The 14,825-nt window shown below is 61.1% G+C and carries 14 protein-coding genes and 1 pseudogene; 6 read left to right on the top strand and 9 right to left on the bottom strand.

Features of this window, described 5'->3' with window-relative positions:
- Positions 1 to 304: 304 nt before the first annotated feature.
- The 4 genes from EK23_RS15535 to EK23_RS15520 form a co-directional block, all read right to left on the bottom strand.
- Positions 305 to 1,285, bottom strand: coding sequence for an alpha/beta fold hydrolase (locus EK23_RS15535; RefSeq protein ID WP_052808240.1), 981 nt, complete (start codon positions 1,283 to 1,285; stop codon positions 305 to 307).
- Positions 1,286 to 1,435: 150 nt separating this feature from the next.
- Entirely contained in the window at positions 1,436 to 2,893 is a 1,458-nt protein-coding gene (locus EK23_RS15530) for an efflux transporter outer membrane subunit (RefSeq protein ID WP_045226283.1), read from the bottom strand.
- Positions 2,890 to 6,006, bottom strand: a complete 3,117-nt coding sequence (locus EK23_RS15525; protein ID WP_045226282.1) for an efflux RND transporter permease subunit — start codon at positions 6,004 to 6,006, stop codon at positions 2,890 to 2,892. The genes EK23_RS15530 and EK23_RS15525 overlap by 4 nt, the downstream gene beginning before the upstream one ends.
- Entirely contained in the window at positions 6,003 to 7,124 is a 1,122-nt protein-coding gene (locus EK23_RS15520) for an efflux RND transporter periplasmic adaptor subunit (protein ID WP_045226281.1), read from the bottom strand. Before EK23_RS15520 ends, EK23_RS15525 begins: the two co-directional genes overlap by 4 nt.
- 120 nt (positions 7,125 to 7,244) lie before the next feature.
- Between EK23_RS15520 and EK23_RS15515 the strand changes: the two genes are divergently transcribed.
- From EK23_RS15515 to EK23_RS24925, 5 genes and pseudogenes are all read left to right on the top strand, one after another.
- Positions 7,245 to 7,823, top strand: a complete 579-nt coding sequence (locus EK23_RS15515; protein WP_052808239.1) for a TetR/AcrR family transcriptional regulator — start codon at positions 7,245 to 7,247, stop codon at positions 7,821 to 7,823.
- A 320-nt stretch (positions 7,824 to 8,143) separates the two neighbouring features.
- Positions 8,144 to 8,710 carry a winged helix-turn-helix transcriptional regulator gene (locus EK23_RS15510; protein ID WP_235282111.1) on the top strand — a complete coding sequence of 189 codons (567 nt, stop codon included), beginning with the start codon at positions 8,144 to 8,146 and terminating at the stop codon, positions 8,708 to 8,710.
- Positions 8,707 to 9,981, top strand: coding sequence for a beta-ketoacyl-ACP synthase II (fabF, locus tag EK23_RS15505; protein ID WP_045226278.1), 1,275 nt, complete (start codon positions 8,707 to 8,709; stop codon positions 9,979 to 9,981). Before EK23_RS15510 ends, fabF begins: the two co-directional genes overlap by 4 nt.
- A gap of 10 nt (positions 9,982 to 9,991) precedes the next feature.
- On the top strand, positions 9,992 to 10,270 hold the full coding sequence (locus EK23_RS24725) for a glutathione S-transferase N-terminal domain-containing protein (protein ID WP_082054238.1): 279 nt from the start codon (positions 9,992 to 9,994) through the stop codon (positions 10,268 to 10,270).
- Positions 10,271 to 10,948: 678 nt separating this feature from the next.
- A pseudogene (locus tag EK23_RS24925) lies at positions 10,949 to 11,059 on the top strand (transposase); the annotation flags it as partial.
- A gap of 139 nt (positions 11,060 to 11,198) precedes the next feature.
- On the opposite strand, the gene EK23_RS24870 reads toward EK23_RS24925, so the two are convergent.
- The 4 genes from EK23_RS24870 to EK23_RS15485 form a co-directional block, all read right to left on the bottom strand.
- Positions 11,199 to 11,435, bottom strand: a complete 237-nt coding sequence (locus EK23_RS24870; RefSeq protein ID WP_235282110.1) for a hypothetical protein — start codon at positions 11,433 to 11,435, stop codon at positions 11,199 to 11,201.
- A 77-nt stretch (positions 11,436 to 11,512) separates the two neighbouring features.
- Positions 11,513 to 11,971, bottom strand: a complete 459-nt coding sequence (locus tag EK23_RS21950) for a hypothetical protein (RefSeq protein WP_145998693.1) — start codon at positions 11,969 to 11,971, stop codon at positions 11,513 to 11,515.
- A 73-nt stretch (positions 11,972 to 12,044) separates the two neighbouring features.
- Positions 12,045 to 12,284 (bottom strand): hypothetical protein, encoded by a 240-nt coding sequence (locus tag EK23_RS15490; RefSeq protein WP_145998692.1) that lies wholly within the window; start codon positions 12,282 to 12,284, stop codon positions 12,045 to 12,047.
- A 261-nt stretch (positions 12,285 to 12,545) separates the two neighbouring features.
- The gene (locus tag EK23_RS15485) at positions 12,546 to 12,737 is read right to left on the bottom strand and encodes a hypothetical protein (RefSeq protein WP_045226276.1); all 192 of its coding nucleotides are present in this window, start codon (positions 12,735 to 12,737) and stop codon (positions 12,546 to 12,548) included.
- A gap of 190 nt (positions 12,738 to 12,927) precedes the next feature.
- Between EK23_RS15485 and EK23_RS15480 the strand changes: the two genes are divergently transcribed.
- Positions 12,928 to 13,383: a hypothetical protein gene (locus EK23_RS15480; RefSeq protein ID WP_045226275.1), complete on the top strand. Its 456-nt coding sequence runs from the start codon at positions 12,928 to 12,930 to the stop codon at positions 13,381 to 13,383.
- Positions 13,384 to 13,565: 182 nt separating this feature from the next.
- On the opposite strand, the gene EK23_RS15475 is transcribed toward EK23_RS15480, so the two are convergent.
- Positions 13,566 to 14,606, bottom strand: coding sequence for a threonine aldolase family protein (locus tag EK23_RS15475; RefSeq protein WP_045226274.1), 1,041 nt, complete (start codon positions 14,604 to 14,606; stop codon positions 13,566 to 13,568).
- Positions 14,607 to 14,825 lie beyond the last annotated feature (219 nt).

Here is a 14,825-nt window from a genome sequence, read left to right as displayed (position 1 = left end):
CGACGTGGAGTCTTAGCGGCGGCGCATCCCTGTCTCTTCATTCAGTGACGCCGCATCAGGCCCGCCACCTGGAACGGGGCTAGCGCCGGGTGCAGTTGCACTTAGGCTGGAGCCTTGCCGATGAGGGTCAGCGAGGCCGGTAGTCGTTCGGCGGGTGGTCGCACATGGCGGTTAGGAACGGTCCGGAAGCGTATGCAATGCGGATGCATAGCTGAGGGCAGAATGAGGGTAGGGCGCTAAGGCCAGCGCAACAGTATAGGCGCCGCAACGTTTGGACAGGCGCCTTTTTCCCGTAGCCGCATGCTTACGTTATGGCGTGAAGCCCTGCAGAAACTTGAAAGGCAAGCAGATATTCGATGACCGCATCGGGTCTATCGAGGGGTAGGAAATGCCCGCCTTTCTCAACGGTTGCCATTTCAGCGTCTGGCACCATCTTCCGATACTGTTCTCGTTCGTCGGGCCGCGACCAATCGCGATCGCCCCAGAGCAGGAGCACGGGAATCTTGATGTTCGAATAATCCTTTCTGGCCGTTTCCCAACTTTCGGCGTTGCGAAGTAGGCTGAGGAAGGCACGATAATGGCCGCGTCGGTTACCGAGCAGATACATCTCCATCAGCAACTCTTGCGGAATGTGATCAGACTCGGCTACACCGCCGTCCAGTATCGATTTCATCACGAGGAATTGGCGCAATCGCATGACCGTTTCGCCAAATATGGGTATATCCGCCACTGCAACGACGAGCCGAGCCAGAAAAGAACTACGTGCAATTCCGCGTCCCTTCGCGTAATCGTAGGGGTTGATCGCCACAATACGCTCAACCCGCAGATTATTTCGAGCCGCGAGCATGAGCGAAATCGAGCCTCCGATGGAGACTCCGGCAAGGGTGACATTGTGCAAATCCAGTGCGTCCAGAAAACCCTCGACCGTATCGGCGAAAAACTCGGCGTCGTACTTGGCGGCCGGTATGTCGGAATAGCCATGACCGGGGTAGTCGACCGCATAGACAGTGAAACTCTTGTCGAGCTCGGGGATAACTTTCTCGAATAGATCAAGTTGCGTCCTCAGCGTGTGCAAGAGAACCAATATTGGACCTTCACCTGCGGTGATATAGCGAAGGCGAATGCCATTGACGGTGACATATTGGATCGGGATATCCGGAGCCCAGGACAGCCGATCGGGAGTTGCGGGGATAGGCCGCATCGCCTCGATGAAGAATGAAATGAGCACGACGGCGGTGCCAACGGCGACCAGCCAGACGAGGCTAAAAACTACGGTATTTAACATGACGTCCTCTTAGGATTTTGTAGAAGATTAACTCGATGTATATCGCTTCGAATGCTTACGTTGCCAGGTAAGGCTCGGGGTTCCTCAAGGAGAGCACTACGCCCCTTTATTTCATTCCATTGCAGGGCTACTCCCCGGAGGACCCAACTCTCAGTCAACATTCGCGACTTCCTTATGTCGGAGATCTTCCGACCATCCGCCTCCGAATGCTCTGTAGAGCGATACCAGCGCCACCGCTATTCCGGTCTCTGCGCCGATTCTTTGGTCGCTGATTTGCAATTTGCTGCGCTCGGCATCGAGCACCCCCAGCAGATCGGTCGCCCCTTGCCGAAACAGAGTGCCTGCTTCCCGGCGGGACAGCTCCGCAGTGGCTTCCGCCTGGATGAGTCGGTTGCGACGGGCGTTTATGGAGCGGTGTTGGACATAGGCGTTCTCCGCATCTTCGAGCGCTGTCAGGAAAGTCTTTTCGTAGTCGACCGCCGTCTGTTCCAGACGCGCATCCGCCGCGGTGATCTGCGCCCGGATGCGGCCGGCGTTGAAGATGGGTGCGGAGATGCCCGAGCCCAGGGCGTAGACGCCTTCGGCCAAGGCGGCGTATCCGCCGGTCGCCAGCGTGCCGAAGCCGCCGCTGACCGAGAGCACCAGCTTCGGATAGAGGTCGGCCCGCGCCGCGCCGAGGTCGGCTGCCGCCGCGTCTACCCGCGCCTTGGCAAGTCGTAGGTCCGGCCGCTGGTCCAGCAGCGATGCCGGCAAGAGCTTGGGCAACTGCGGAGCCGCTGTCGGCAAAGGTGCTTGCGGGGCGAGGCTGGCGCTGAAGCTTGCCGGCGGCTTGCCTGACAACACCCCGAGCCGGTGGATCAGGTTTTCCGCGGCGGCAGCAAGCGGAGGTAATCCAGCCTCGGTGGCGTGCAACTGGGTTTCCTGGCGCGCCACGTCGAAGTCGCGGGCCAGCCCGGTCTTGTGCAGGGCGCGAACAACCCGCAGCCGCTCGGTCTCGTTGGCGATCTGGTCCTGCAGGACCTGCGTTCTGGCCTGCACGCCGCGAAGTTCGAGATAGTTCGTCGCCACTTGGGCGAGCAGTCCCACCAGCACAGCCCGTTCGCCTTCGCGGGCTCCTAACGCCTGAGCAGCGGCCGCCTCCGCTTCCAGATGGCGGCTGCCGAACACGTCTATCTCCCAGCGCGCCGCAAGCCCCCCCGTAAAGGCATTCCCGGCCGGGGCGATCAGTTCGATGCCCTTGGGCCCCGGCGCGGCAAAGACCCGGTCCATGCTTTGCGAGCGCCCGCCGGCGGCGTTGAAATCCAGAGTCGGGTAAAGCACCGACTCGGCCACCGTGACCATCTGCTGGGCCTCCCGTACCCGGGCCTTGGCGATGCGGAGATCCTGGTTGGCGGCGATCGCGCCGGCAATCAGTTGATCCAGCATCGGATCGCGGAAACCTTGCCACCAGGACTCCAGTTCGGCCCGATCAGTAACGCCGCTTTCAGCGTCGCCATGCTGCCAATCGGCTACGCTGGGCAGCTGCAGATTCGGATCGACTCGGGTCGGCGTGCAAGCCGCGAGGCTGAGCATTGCGATCGTGATAAGACTGAAAAATGCCGTATTCATTGGATACCTCCGTTGGCGTGATGAAGGGCCGATTCCGCGCCGCCATCTTCAGGCCTCGAACCTTGCGAGCCGACCCGCTCCACCTTGAACCAAGCCGCGTACAGCGCCGGCAGGAAGAACACGGTCAGGGCCGTGGCGACGATGAGCCCGCCCATGATGGTGATGGCCTGGGGACCGAAGAAGTCATTGCGCGACAGGGGTATCATCGCCAGTACCGCGGCGGCGGCCGTAAGCAGGATGGGCCGGAAGCGGCGCACAGTGGATTCGACGATCGCCTCGTAGGTGCTGAGTCCCGCTTTCTCGTCCTGCTGGATCTGGTCCACCAGAATGACCGAATTGCGCATGATCATGCCCGCCAGGGCGAGGATGCCCAGCAGGGCCACGAAGCCGAAGGGCGCGCCAAACAGCAGCAGGGCGAAGGCGGCGCCGATCACACCCAAGGGCGCGGTGAGGAATACCAGGAAGGCCTGGGCCAGGTTCTGCAACTGCAGCATCAGCAGCACGAAGGTCGCGACCAGTACCAGGGGAATCCAGACGAATATGGATTTCTGTGCGGTCCAGGCGTCTTCCTTGGCGGCACCGGTCTCCATGAAATAGCCGGGCGGCAGTTCGGCCTGAAGGGCTGCCAACTGTGGAATGATCTCGCTCGCCACATCCGGTGCCTGCACGCCGTCGACGATGTCAGCCCGTATTGAGATGGCCGGATAGCGGTCGCGCCGCCAGCGGATGCCGTCCTCGAACATCGTTTCCAGTTGGGCCAACTGGGAGAGCGGCACGGCTCTGCCGTTGCCGGTCTGAATCGAAACATCGGGCAACTCGGCCGCCGAGGCGCGTTGCTGCGGCTGCGAGCGCCAGACGATGTCGATGATCTCGTTGCCCTCCCGGAACTGCCCTACCGGTAGCCCCGAATAATGGCCGCGCAGGGCCTGAGCCAGACTCAAGGAACTGACCCCCAGTGCCCGCGCCTTGTCCTGATCCAGCTTCAGACGCAGTGATGGCAGGCGTTCGTCCCAGTCATCGTTCACGTCCACCGTGTGCGGATTGGCCCGGACAACACCCTTGACCCGATCGGCAATCCGCCGCACCTCGGCAGGTTTTTCGCCTAGCACCCGGAACAGCACCGGGTATTCCTGGGGCGGGCCTACGTCCAGGCGCATGACGCGGCCACGCAGTTGTGGAAAATCCGTCTGGAACAACTCCCGCAAGCGGTGCAGCACCCGTTCGCGCGCGGCTTTGTCGCGGGTCATGACCATGGTCTGGGCCAGGTTGGAATGATTCAACTGCTGCGTGATTAGCAGGAAGAAGCGCGGGCTACCGCCGCCCACATAGGTGGCGTAGTGGACCACATCGTCGTCCTTGGCGAGGACGGCTTCCAGATCACGGGCGGCGGCCTCGGTTTCGGCGAAGGAACTGCCTTCCGGCAGCCACAGGTCCACCATGAGTTCCGGCCGGCTCGACAGCGGAAAGAACTGCTGAGGCACCCGGCTCATGGCGACGATACCGAGACCGAAGAGCGCGACCGTCAGGGCGATTACCGCGCTGCGGTGATCGACACACCAGCGCACCGAGCGCCGCAGCCGCCTGTAGAAGGGCGTGTCGAAATGCTCGCCGCTCGCTTCACCATCCGCTTGACCCTTGAGCATCCAGTAGCCCAGATAAGGTGTGAAGATCACCGCACCGACCCACGACAGCAGCAGCGAGATGCCCACTACCTGAAAGATCGCCACCGTGTACTCGCCCGCCGACGAGCGGGCCAGCCCCACCGGCAGGAAGCCGGCGATGGTGATGAGGGTGCCGGTCAGCATGGGAAAGGCGGTGGCGCCATAGGCGTAGGTGGCGGCCCGGACGCGGTCCCAACCTTCGTCCAGCTTGCGGGCCATCATTTCGATGGCGATCATGGCATCGTCCACCAACAGCCCCAGCGCAAGGATCAGGGCACCCAGGGAGATTCGGTGCAGATTGATACCGAAGACCAGCATGCACAGCAGGGTTCCCGCCAGCACCAGGGGCACGGTCAGTGCCACCACGGAGCCGGCCCGCCAGCCGAGACTCAGGAAGCTCACCAGCAGCACCGTTCCCAGGGCCTCGAAGAAGGTCTGCAGGAACTCGCCGATGGCCAGCTTCACCACCTTGGGTTGGTCAGCCACCTGCTCGATGGTGGCGCCAACCGGCAGTTCGGCCTGGATGCGGTCCATCTCCGCCTGGAGCGCCTTGCCCATGGCCAGCACGTCGCCGGTCTTGTCCATGGTGATGCCCAGCCCGACCACGTCCTTGCCATTGAAGCGCATCTTGAATTCTGCCGGCTCTTCATAACCCCGCCGCACCGTCGCCACATCAGCAATCCTGATGGACGTGCCGTTGACCCGGACGGCCAGGTTTGCCACCTCGTCCACCGAGGCCAGACTTCCGGTGATCCGGATGGGCAGGTTGCGTCTGGGTTCCTCCACTTGGCCCGTGGATGCCAGGGTGTTTTGGCCGCGCAAGGCCTCGCCGATCTGCGCGGTGCTGAAGCCCAGCTTGGCGAGCTTCTTGTCGGAGAATTCCACGAAGATCTTCTCGTCCTGAGTGCCTATGAGATCGACTTTTTCCACATCCGGTACCCGGAGGAAGCGCTGGCGGGCCGATTCCGCCAAGTCCTTCAGCTCGGCGTAGCCGAAACCTTCGCCGGAAAAGGCATAGATGACGCTGTAGGTGTCGCCGAATTCGTCGTTGAAGAAGGGTCCGATGACGCCCGGCGGTAGCCTAAGGCCGATATCGCCGACCTTTTTCCGCGCCTGATACCAGAGATCCGGGATTTCATCGGCCGGAATGTCCTCGCGGGCATTGATGAAGATCACCGATTCGCCCGGCTTGGAATAGCTGCGCAGGTAATCCAGATCCGGCAGTTCCTGCAGCTTCTTCTCCAAGCGGTCGGTGATCTGCTCCTCCACCTCGGCGGCGGTGGCTCCGGGATAAAGGGTCTTGACCACCATGACGCGGAAGGTGAACTGGGGATCTTCGCCCTGGCCGATGAGGAAATAGGCCACGACGCCACCGAGGACGAGCAGGACCATCAGCATTCCGGTGAAGGCGCGGTGCCGCAGCGCCCAGGCGGTGAGATTGAAACCGTTCATGGCCGCCCTCCTTCGGCAGCGAGTACCCGCACGGCCTGGCCTTCGATGAGCCGCTGCACACCCGCGCTGACGATGGTTTGGCCGGGCGCGACGCCGGCCACCTCGATGTGTTCGCCATCCAAGGCCCGCCCCAGCGTCACGGGAACGGATCTGACGGTGTCGGCATCGAGCAGCCAGATCTTGGGCTGCTTCGGATCTTGATGGGTGGTGAAGACGGCCGAGCGAGGAATGACCGGAACAGTGGGCTCGGTGGTCGTCAGCCAGACCGTGGCCGTCATGCCCAGCAGCGCCTGATCACGGCCATCCAGCAGTGCCGCTTTCACGCGGTACGTGCGCGTCGCGGGATCGGCGGCGGGCGCCACTTCGCGGACGCTCCCGCGAAATCGCCGCTCGCCCTGGGACCACAGCGAAACCTCGACCGCCTGACCCGGCGTGACATCGCCGATACTCTGCTCGGGGACATGGACAGTCACTTCCTTTTCATCGAGTTGGGCCAGCCGCGCCACCGACTGCCCCGCAGCGATCACGTCGCCCGCCTCGACGCTGAAACCGGAGATGACACCATCGCGTTCGGCTGTCAACTCGGAATAACGAAGCTGGTTCGCGGTCTGCTCCAGCTGTGCTGACAGGGCAGCCACACGCTCCTTCGCGCCGGTGTAGGCGGTCTGGCGCCGGTCGAATTCCGGCGGGGCGATGATGTTCTGGTCCAGCAATTCCCGGTAACGAGCCAGATCGGCACGAGAGAACTCGCATTCGGCCCTGGCGGCGGTGAGTTGGGCCTTCAGGTTCTGAGTGGCCAGCCGGTAATCATTGGCGTCCAGGCGGGCGATGACTTGCCCCTTGCGGACCCGGTCGCCCACCTCCACAAGCCGGGTGACCACTTTCCCGGCAACGCGGAACGCCAGCGCGGTTTCCCTGCGGGCGGTGACCTCACCTGCGAAGCCGGCTGTGGGGTGGGCAGCGGCTTCCCCCACGCGGATGACGCGCACCGGGCGGGGCGGGGCAGGGTTTTCTGGCGGCGTCGAGCAGCCGGCCAGCCCCAGGATTCCCAAGAGGATGGGAATAGATGAGTACCGGAACGTCCGTGCCGGGCGGGGAGTGGAATTGGATTTGATCATGGCGACACCATTAACTATACTGGACCGTAAAGTAAGTCTACATAACTTTACTGGACGGTCAAGTAATTTATGAACAATTCATCACAACCCAAGCAGGGTCGGCCCCGTGATCCGGAGCGCATGCGTCGGGTCCTCGAGGTGGCGGAGCAACTCTTTCTGGAACAGGGATTCGAGCGGACCAGCGTGGAAGCGATTGCCAAGGCGTCGGGGGTGTCGAAGATGACGATCTACTCCTACTTCCCCACCAAGAAGGCGCTGTTCGAGGCCACGATTGGCAAGCGTATCGATGCCGCGTTCGATTTCGGGAGCGATGTAAGCCTGCCCTGTGGCGAGCCACGCAAAGCATTGACCCTCGTCGGCCGCCATTTCCTGGCGCTGATTCGGGCTGAGGACGTCATCCGCAAGCAGCGCGTCCTCTTTGCAGAGGCCGGCGTGCAGCCTGACGCCTGCGGCGCCTTCTTCCATCAGGGACCGCTCAACATCGTCGCCCGCGTGCGGGACTTCCTGGACGGCGCCGTGGCGGCTGGTAGCCTGCAGGCCCACGATACCGAGACCGGAGCAGACCAGTTCCTCTCATTGTTTCTCGGCGCCGCTCACATTAAGGCCATGCTGGGGCTTGGCAAGCCGACGCCCGAAGAGGACGAGCATCTCTTGGAGCGGAACGTGGACATGTTCATGAGGGCTTACGGAAGAGACTGAAGATTTCGAAAAGGGCTATGTGTGATCGTTTGCACTCATCCGAGCCTCCCCGGGTAATTGTCCGGCGTTGGCGAGTCTCACCCGACGCTTCAAACATCTGAGCTTATTGGACTTCAATCACGGCCCCGGTCTCCTCCTGAAGCGCCTCAAAGGCGGAGCTAGTCCTTCTCCGGAAAGCCTTGCTGCTGGAACGCCTTTTTGATGAAGGACAAGGCAGCCTCCATGTCACGCCGCACAGTTGTCAGACGTTTGACCGCTGACAATTCAACGAGGCCAACACACTGGGGGTAAAACAAGCTGATCATGAAATACCCACAGACTTGCATTATGAAAGCTGTGCTGATAACGTTACTTTCACAATGCAACGAACTAGTTTTAAAGACATGGAATGTCCGGCCGCCCGGGCGCTGGAACGCGTCGGTGAATGGTGGAGCATCCTGATCCTCCGGGATGCCTTCCATGGCCTTTCGCGCTTCGACGAATTCCAGGCGAGCCTTGGCATCGCGCCAAACATCCTGACGCGTCGGCTGAAGCATTTGACCGAAAACGGTTTGCTCGAACGCCTCCGGTACAACGAACGCCCGCCGCGCTACGAATACAGGCTGACGGCCCAGGGCCGCGACTTTTTTCCAGTGCTGGCGGCGCTGCTCGCCTGGGGAAACCGGCATCTGACCCCAGAGGGCATTTCGGTGCAGCTGGCGGATCGAGACTCAGGTCAAGTGCTGGAACCGATTCTGGTCGACCGGAGCACCGGAAGGCCGATCACGCCGGACAACGTAAGGCTGCATCCGGGGCCGGCGGCCAGCGCTCAGGTCCACGCTCGGGCGGCGCGCATCCATGGGCGCTACGCCCGCGCATCTTTGCCGGATGAGGAGAAGGAATCATGAAGCCGCGCCGTATCGTGGTCACTGGGTTGGGCCTGGTTTCACCCTTGGGCTGCGGGGTGGACATCGTCTGGTCGCGCCTGATCGCCGGGCGGTCTGGTCTCAGGGTCCTTCCCGATGAAATGGTCGCCGATCTGCCCGCCAAGGTGGGGGGCGTGGTGCCGACCCAGGCGGAAGACCCGGAGGCAGGCTTTGATCCCGATGTCGCCGCCGCGCCCAAGGATCAACGCAAGATGGACCGTTTCATCCTGTTTGCCTTGGCGGCGGCGGAAGAAGCCATCACCCAGGCGGGCTGGCGGCCCGTCGATGCCCTTGCGCGCGAACGAACCGCCACCATCATCGCCTCCGGCATTGGCGGCTTCCCGGCCATTGTCAACGCCGTGCGCACTACGGACTCACGCGGCGTGCAGCGCCTGTCGCCTTTCACGATCCCGTCTTTTCTCGTCAACATGGCCGCCGGCCATGTGTCCATTCGCCATGGCTTAAAGGGGCCTCTGGGAGCTCCGGTGACCGCCTGCGCGGCGGGCGTACAAGCCGTCGGCGACGCCGCGCGGTTGATTCGCTGCGGCGAAGCGGACATCGCCTTGTGCGGCGGCGCGGAAGCCTGCATCGACAAGGTCAGCCTGGGTGGATTTGCGGCCGCCCGAGCGCTGTCCACCGCCTTCAACGACGAGCCGGAACAAGCATCCCGGCCATTCGACAGTGCGCGCGACGGATTCGTGATGGGGGAAGGTGCCGGTCTGCTGGTGATCGAGGCGCTGGAGCACGCACGTGCACGAGGAGCCAAGCCTATTGCCGAAATCCTGGGCTACGGCACCAGTGCCGATGCCTATCACCTGACCGCCGGTCCCGAGGATGGCAGCGGCGCGCGGCGTGCCATGCAGACCGCCTTGGAACAGGCGGGCCTCGCCGCAGCGGATGTGCAGCATCTGAACGCCCATGCCACCTCCACGCCGCTGGGTGACCGCGGGGAACTGGAGGCCATCAAGGGCCTGTTTGGCCGGGAAGGGCGCATCGCGGTGAGTTCGACCAAGTCGGCCACTGGCCATCTGCTGGGTGCGGCCGGTGGCATCGAGGCCATTTTTACGGTGCTGGCCCTGCGCGACCAGATCGTGCCCGCCACGCTGAATCTGAAAAATCCCGATCCGGCCGGCAACGGCGTGGACCTCGTCAGTGGTGCGGCCAGACCCAAGGCCATCGAGCATGCCTTATCCAACGGCTTCGGCTTCGGCGGGGTGAACGCCAGTCTCGTCTTCCGGCGCTGGCAGGACTGAAGGTACGGCCATGGCTGCCCCGAATTGCCGTGGGGCGCCGATTCCGTTGACCTTCCACCCCTGGGCGGTGAGGTTGGCGAGCTTGTCCATGAAACTGTATTCGACGCCGCGCACACGGTCGGCTCGTTGCCGATGGGTATTGCAGGAGCTAGGAGTGCACTTCGAAGCGATACCCGTGAGACTCTCCCAGGGCGACACACGCTTCCTGAAACTGAATCCTTATGGACGCGTCCCAGTGCTGGTCGATGGCGATTTGGTGTTGTCGGCGTCTGTCGCTATCTGCCTATAGCTGGCGGAGAAATATGCGGATCGGGGCTTTATTCCGACGCCGGGGACTGCCCAACGTGCTACGCATGACCAGTGACGCCTGTTCCGCTCGACCGAACTGGAGCAACCCCTGTGGCAAATTCGCCGGCATACGGCGCTGTATCGGGTTGAAGAGCGGCTACCCACTTAAGTCGCCTTCGCCCGGGATAACTTTCACCTGCAGTAGGAAAGGTTTTGAATGAGGTGTTGCGAGACAAGGTCCATCTGACGGGCTCTCGTTTCAGCGACACAGACCTTTCGACCGGGAGTCCGCCCGCCCCTATGGCCCATTTAGGGCGACGTTACAAGCGCAGGGCACGCCCATTGGACCGACGAAGTTTCCTCATCGCCGCCCACGCGCTCGGATTACGCGCAGTTCTGGTGACCAAAAACACCCGCGAGTTTCAGCGGGTAACTGGGCTCAGCTTGCAAGACTGGTCAGTAATCCCTGATAAAGGCAACCTTCCGAGTTCGCGCCTTCGATCCTAACTGCCCCAGCAACTCACGAACGTCTGCTCTCCCAAAATTCGGATGACGCGTACATGCCCTAACCAGCTTGTAGGTCCAAACAGAACCGGCCCCGAAAAATCGGACAGCCGCTGAAGTGAAGTCTCTGTTCTAATCACCGCCCCCGCGAGAGGGCAGATCCTGAGCCCAGAAGATGAAACGAAAGAGAAGGAATCGCTCGGCGGCCTTCAAGGCCAAGGTGGCCCTGGCGACGATCAAAAGCGACAAGACCCTGACCGAGTTAGCGGAACAATTCGAGGTTCACGGTGAATGTCTGCATATCGGGACTGCCGAACAGCGGCTAAGGTCGATGCAGCGGCGTATTCAGCAAGGACGGCAGTAATGCGAACTTCACCGGCCGTCCCGGCGCGGAATGGCCGTAATGCTCCAGGTCGCGGACAGCTTTACACAGCTAGGATCTCATGAGCCCGGCGTTGTGGCTTGGCGCCTTTAAAAGCCCCGCAAAGACCTTTCGTGAGCACTTTCAGGTGATCATCAACGCTTACAAGCAGGGTATTTCCAATGCCGCCGCTGAGTCGATCAACAGCCAGATTTAAGCGGCCATTGCCCGCGCTCGAGGCTATCGCAATCTGGAAAACCTGCTGAATGTGATTTACCCCGATGTCGGCAAACTCGCCCATTTGCTCGCTTCACCCTATGTCCCGGCAACACCACCAACATGAAACCCGATTCCACACCAATTGGCGTAGACCCCAGTTTAATGCGGATCCCATGCCGGCGTGCCATTTGGATTATTGTTCCATGCATCGGGCCCTCCCCAATATCCCCACGGCGTCATGGTTCCCCAACCGGACTGCTGGTCTTCACTCAACTCGTGGGCGATCATCGCCTGATCGGATAGTTGGCGATCAACGGCCAGTTGCTGCAACTTCTGAAATTCAATATCGCGACCCACATAGAGGCAGGCGCAGGTATCCGGATCGGCGTAGATGTAGAAAACGCCCTCAGGCCGCTCTATCCGGGTGATAGCTTCAGGAGCCAGCGTATTCATCATGTCCTGAGTCTCCTTGGTGTCCGCGATCACGATCTTGAATCCGGCATCCAGCAGATGTTGTTCTTCGATGCGGTTTTCGGAATCCTTGATTTCCGAGTTGATGGAACTGCAACCGGTGAACAAGAGCGGCGCTAGAAGGCTGAGGGCGGCGATTGATTTCATGCGTCTGTCGGGTGTTGGCCAGCGGGCTGGACAGGATCTTGTAGAGAATGGGTTGAAGCAAGCCTTTTTTGCTTCAGCTGTCGCGACTCAACAACTCGGTCCGGGTCAGCGCCTTTTGAGCGTCGGCGATACGCTTCTCCATGTCCAGGTGCCATCGTTCCCACTCCTCGACGCCATTGCGGCTGCCAGACATGGGTCGCATCGGGAATCCGTCTGCCATGAGGGTTTCCAGTGCCTCCGTCAGCCGGCGTAGCTCCGTCCGCAGTAAATGGATGGCTTCGATTTCGCCCAAAGGCTCATTTCTATCGTTCATTGACTTGGAAGCTGTCGTTGCCTGCGCCGTAATGGCTGAGTCGGGCCTATCGCATTGCAGGAATTGCGGCATCGCAATCTGCGCATGTCGCAGCGCCGTGGTAGCTGTGATGCCAGTGGAAAAATGGACACACCTGTACCGTCGCGCCTGAAGTCGTCGGCGTATCCGATTGCGCCGGGTGGAAGCAACAGCGCACGGAATGGCACCTGATCCGGCCGATTCCAGCAAGCGCGTCGTTGCCGCTGCGGAATCTTGCAAAGCTCAGTGCCCGGGAAATGGCGGTATTGCCATCCAATGGGTAGCGCCGAAGTAGGGTTCGGCGTTACGGTCCAGCCAGCGCAGCAAAACCTGGTTCCAAGAAATCAATTCCGCCAGCTCCTCTGACCCCGCCTTGCAGACCAGAATTTCGGTGCCATCCTTGGGTGCCGATGCGATGGGTTGCCACTCACTCACGTCAAATTCTCCGCATGATCCAGGGTTTCGGCTGATCTTACCATAGGGGCTTTGGATTCTCGGGCCATCGTTGCGCCGATTGATTCAATAGTCCATTCGGTGCTATCGGTGGGCGTGAATGCATTCAGAGACACGGCCATTCCGGTATGCTCCTGTCCCAAGACCGGCAGCAAGCGCGCGGAAAACGAGAATGTCCGACGATGAGTTCTTCGATCAACTTTGGGATACACCGGCGCTGAGGCGGATTGGGGAGCGCTTACGCCGCGACCCTTATATCGCAATTCCCGAGCTGTTGCGGGCGGGCAGGACGGTATGGGAAGTCGCTAAGGCTTTCAAGTCGTGTGCGCTTGTCACCGAATTCGGCGAAGGCTATCTTGTGCCCGAGGTTGAGGTGATTCATGCCGCTGCCAAGAATGGGGCCGATTGGGAAATCGCTGATGTATTCCATACCCGGAATGAGGCCGCGCAGCGGGTTGCCGAGGAAATTTACGCCGAAATCACTCACAAACTGACGCCTGGCATCGATGATTTCGTCGAGGTGGAGACATTTCTTTTCGGATTCGATTCCAGTGGAAATCCTGTTCGGGTAAAACCCCAAATCCATATCATCGTGTTGCCGGATGCGGAGGAGTTGGGGCGCCTGTAAAAGCGCGGGCGAGCATGACCTGAGCGCATTCAGTCCCGTTAAGCCCGAAAGAGGAATACCACTTGTCCGAAGTTGCGGATTCACGCATGCGTGCCGCCGAAGCAAGGCAGGTTCGGTTGGCGCCTCGATCCGAGTCTTCAACAGTCGGGCGCAATGCAAGGGGGGGCAGTGATCTTAACCAGTCAAGATTGATTGCGGAGGGATTGCTCGAGATCGTTGAGCAAAAGATCGATTTGCTCCCGGGTCGTATCCCATCCGCACATGAAGCGCGCCGCCCCGTGGCAAGCGCTGACATGAAGTGGCCAGCCGCGATGGCGGAGTTCATCCACTGCGCGCTCCGGCAATTGAACGAAAACTGCATTGGCCTCTGGCGGAAACCTCGGCTCGACGCCCACCTGGCTCAATCGCTTTGCAAGGTAAGCTGCGCATTCGTTGGCATGGCGGGCGTTGCGGAGCCATGCGCCGCTCTCGATCAGGCCCAGCAAGGGCGCAGCGATCAGGCGCATCTTGGCGGCCATCTGGCCGCTTTGCTTGCAGCGAAACTCAAAGTCACGCGCCAATTCTCGGTCGAAGAAGACGACCGTATCACCGATTCCGCCGCCATTTTTGGAAGCGCCCAGACTCAAGACGTCCACACCGGCTTTCCAAGTTGCCTCGGCGGGACTCGTAGCGAGCGCCGCGACCGCGTTCATCAGGCGCGCACCATCCATATGGACTTTCATGTTCCGCTCCTGGGCTAGCTGGGCGAGCAGGGCGATCTCACATGGCGTGTAGATGGTGCCGACCTCGGTGGACTGGGTGAGGCTTAAGACCGCTGGCTTGGGAAAGCGGAAGTCACCATCATGGCTTGCGAGTTGCTCGACGGCGTCCGGTGTCAGCTTGCCGGACTGGCTCCTGGCGAGCAGCAGGCGCGCGCCTTGCGTGAAGAATCCAGGAGCTCCGCATTCATCGGTCTCTATATGTGACCAGGCATGGCAGATGACGGCTTGATAGGGCCGGCACAAATGCGCCAGCGCCATGCTGTTCGCCGCCGTGCCATTGAAGGCGAAGAAAATCTCCGCATCGTGCTCGAATAGTTCGCGAATGGCGTCCGCGGCGCGCGAAGTCCACTCGTCATTCCCGTATGCGGGCGCGCTGCCGGCATTGGCCCGGACGAAAAATTCCATGGCTTCCGGACATAGCCCGGACCAGTTATCGCTCGCAAATTGGGGGCCTTGATTCATGGGCACACTGCGGATTTGGTGGAGGGGGAAAGTCCTCGGGGCAGTCTGAAACCTTAACATGGCGGGGGTTGAAGTTTGTAGCGCGAGACAGACTTGCGACCATTCCTCTGCCAGCAGATCGGATCGAGCTGGCTGCCGAACTCGGACTGAGGGTCTCACGCATGTAGGCGAGATCGAAAAATTGAAGAAGTGAAATCTGGAGTCTGCCTGAGGGCGACG

The sequence above is a fragment of the Methyloterricola oryzae genome, from assembly GCF_000934725.1.
GTDB classification, from domain to species: Bacteria; Pseudomonadota; Gammaproteobacteria; order Methylococcales; family Methylococcaceae; genus Methyloterricola; species Methyloterricola oryzae.
The sequence above is the reverse complement of the archived record's forward strand: the minus strand, read 5'-3'. Positions and strand labels throughout refer to the sequence as shown.

Bases quoted from the DNA above. Each gene is read 5' to 3' on its own strand.
- EK23_RS15535 (WP_052808240.1), bottom strand. From the start codon at position 1,285: ATGTTAAATACCGTAGTTTTTAGCCTCGTCTGGCTGGTCGCCGTTGGC.
- EK23_RS15530 (WP_045226283.1), bottom strand. From the start codon at position 2,893: ATGAATACGGCATTTTTCAGTCTTATCACGATCGCAATGCTCAGCCTC.
- EK23_RS15525 (WP_045226282.1), bottom strand. From the start codon at position 6,006: ATGAACGGTTTCAATCTCACCGCCTGGGCGCTGCGGCACCGCGCCTTC.
- EK23_RS15520 (WP_045226281.1), bottom strand. From the start codon at position 7,124: ATGATCAAATCCAATTCCACTCCCCGCCCGGCACGGACGTTCCGGTAC.
- EK23_RS15515 (WP_052808239.1), top strand. From the start codon at position 7,245: ATGCGTCGGGTCCTCGAGGTGGCGGAGCAACTCTTTCTGGAACAGGGA.
- fabF (WP_045226278.1), top strand. From the start codon at position 8,707: ATGAAGCCGCGCCGTATCGTGGTCACTGGGTTGGGCCTGGTTTCACCC.
- EK23_RS24725 (WP_082054238.1), top strand. From the start codon at position 9,992: ATGGCTGCCCCGAATTGCCGTGGGGCGCCGATTCCGTTGACCTTCCAC.
- EK23_RS24870 (WP_235282110.1), bottom strand. From the start codon at position 11,435: ATGGGCGAGTTTGCCGACATCGGGGTAAATCACATTCAGCAGGTTTTC.
- EK23_RS21950 (WP_145998693.1), bottom strand. From the start codon at position 11,971: ATGAAATCAATCGCCGCCCTCAGCCTTCTAGCGCCGCTCTTGTTCACC.
- EK23_RS15490 (WP_145998692.1), bottom strand. From the start codon at position 12,284: ATGAACGATAGAAATGAGCCTTTGGGCGAAATCGAAGCCATCCATTTA.
- EK23_RS15480 (WP_045226275.1), top strand. From the start codon at position 12,928: ATGTCCGACGATGAGTTCTTCGATCAACTTTGGGATACACCGGCGCTG.
- EK23_RS15475 (WP_045226274.1), bottom strand. From the start codon at position 14,606: ATGAATCAAGGCCCCCAATTTGCGAGCGATAACTGGTCCGGGCTATGT.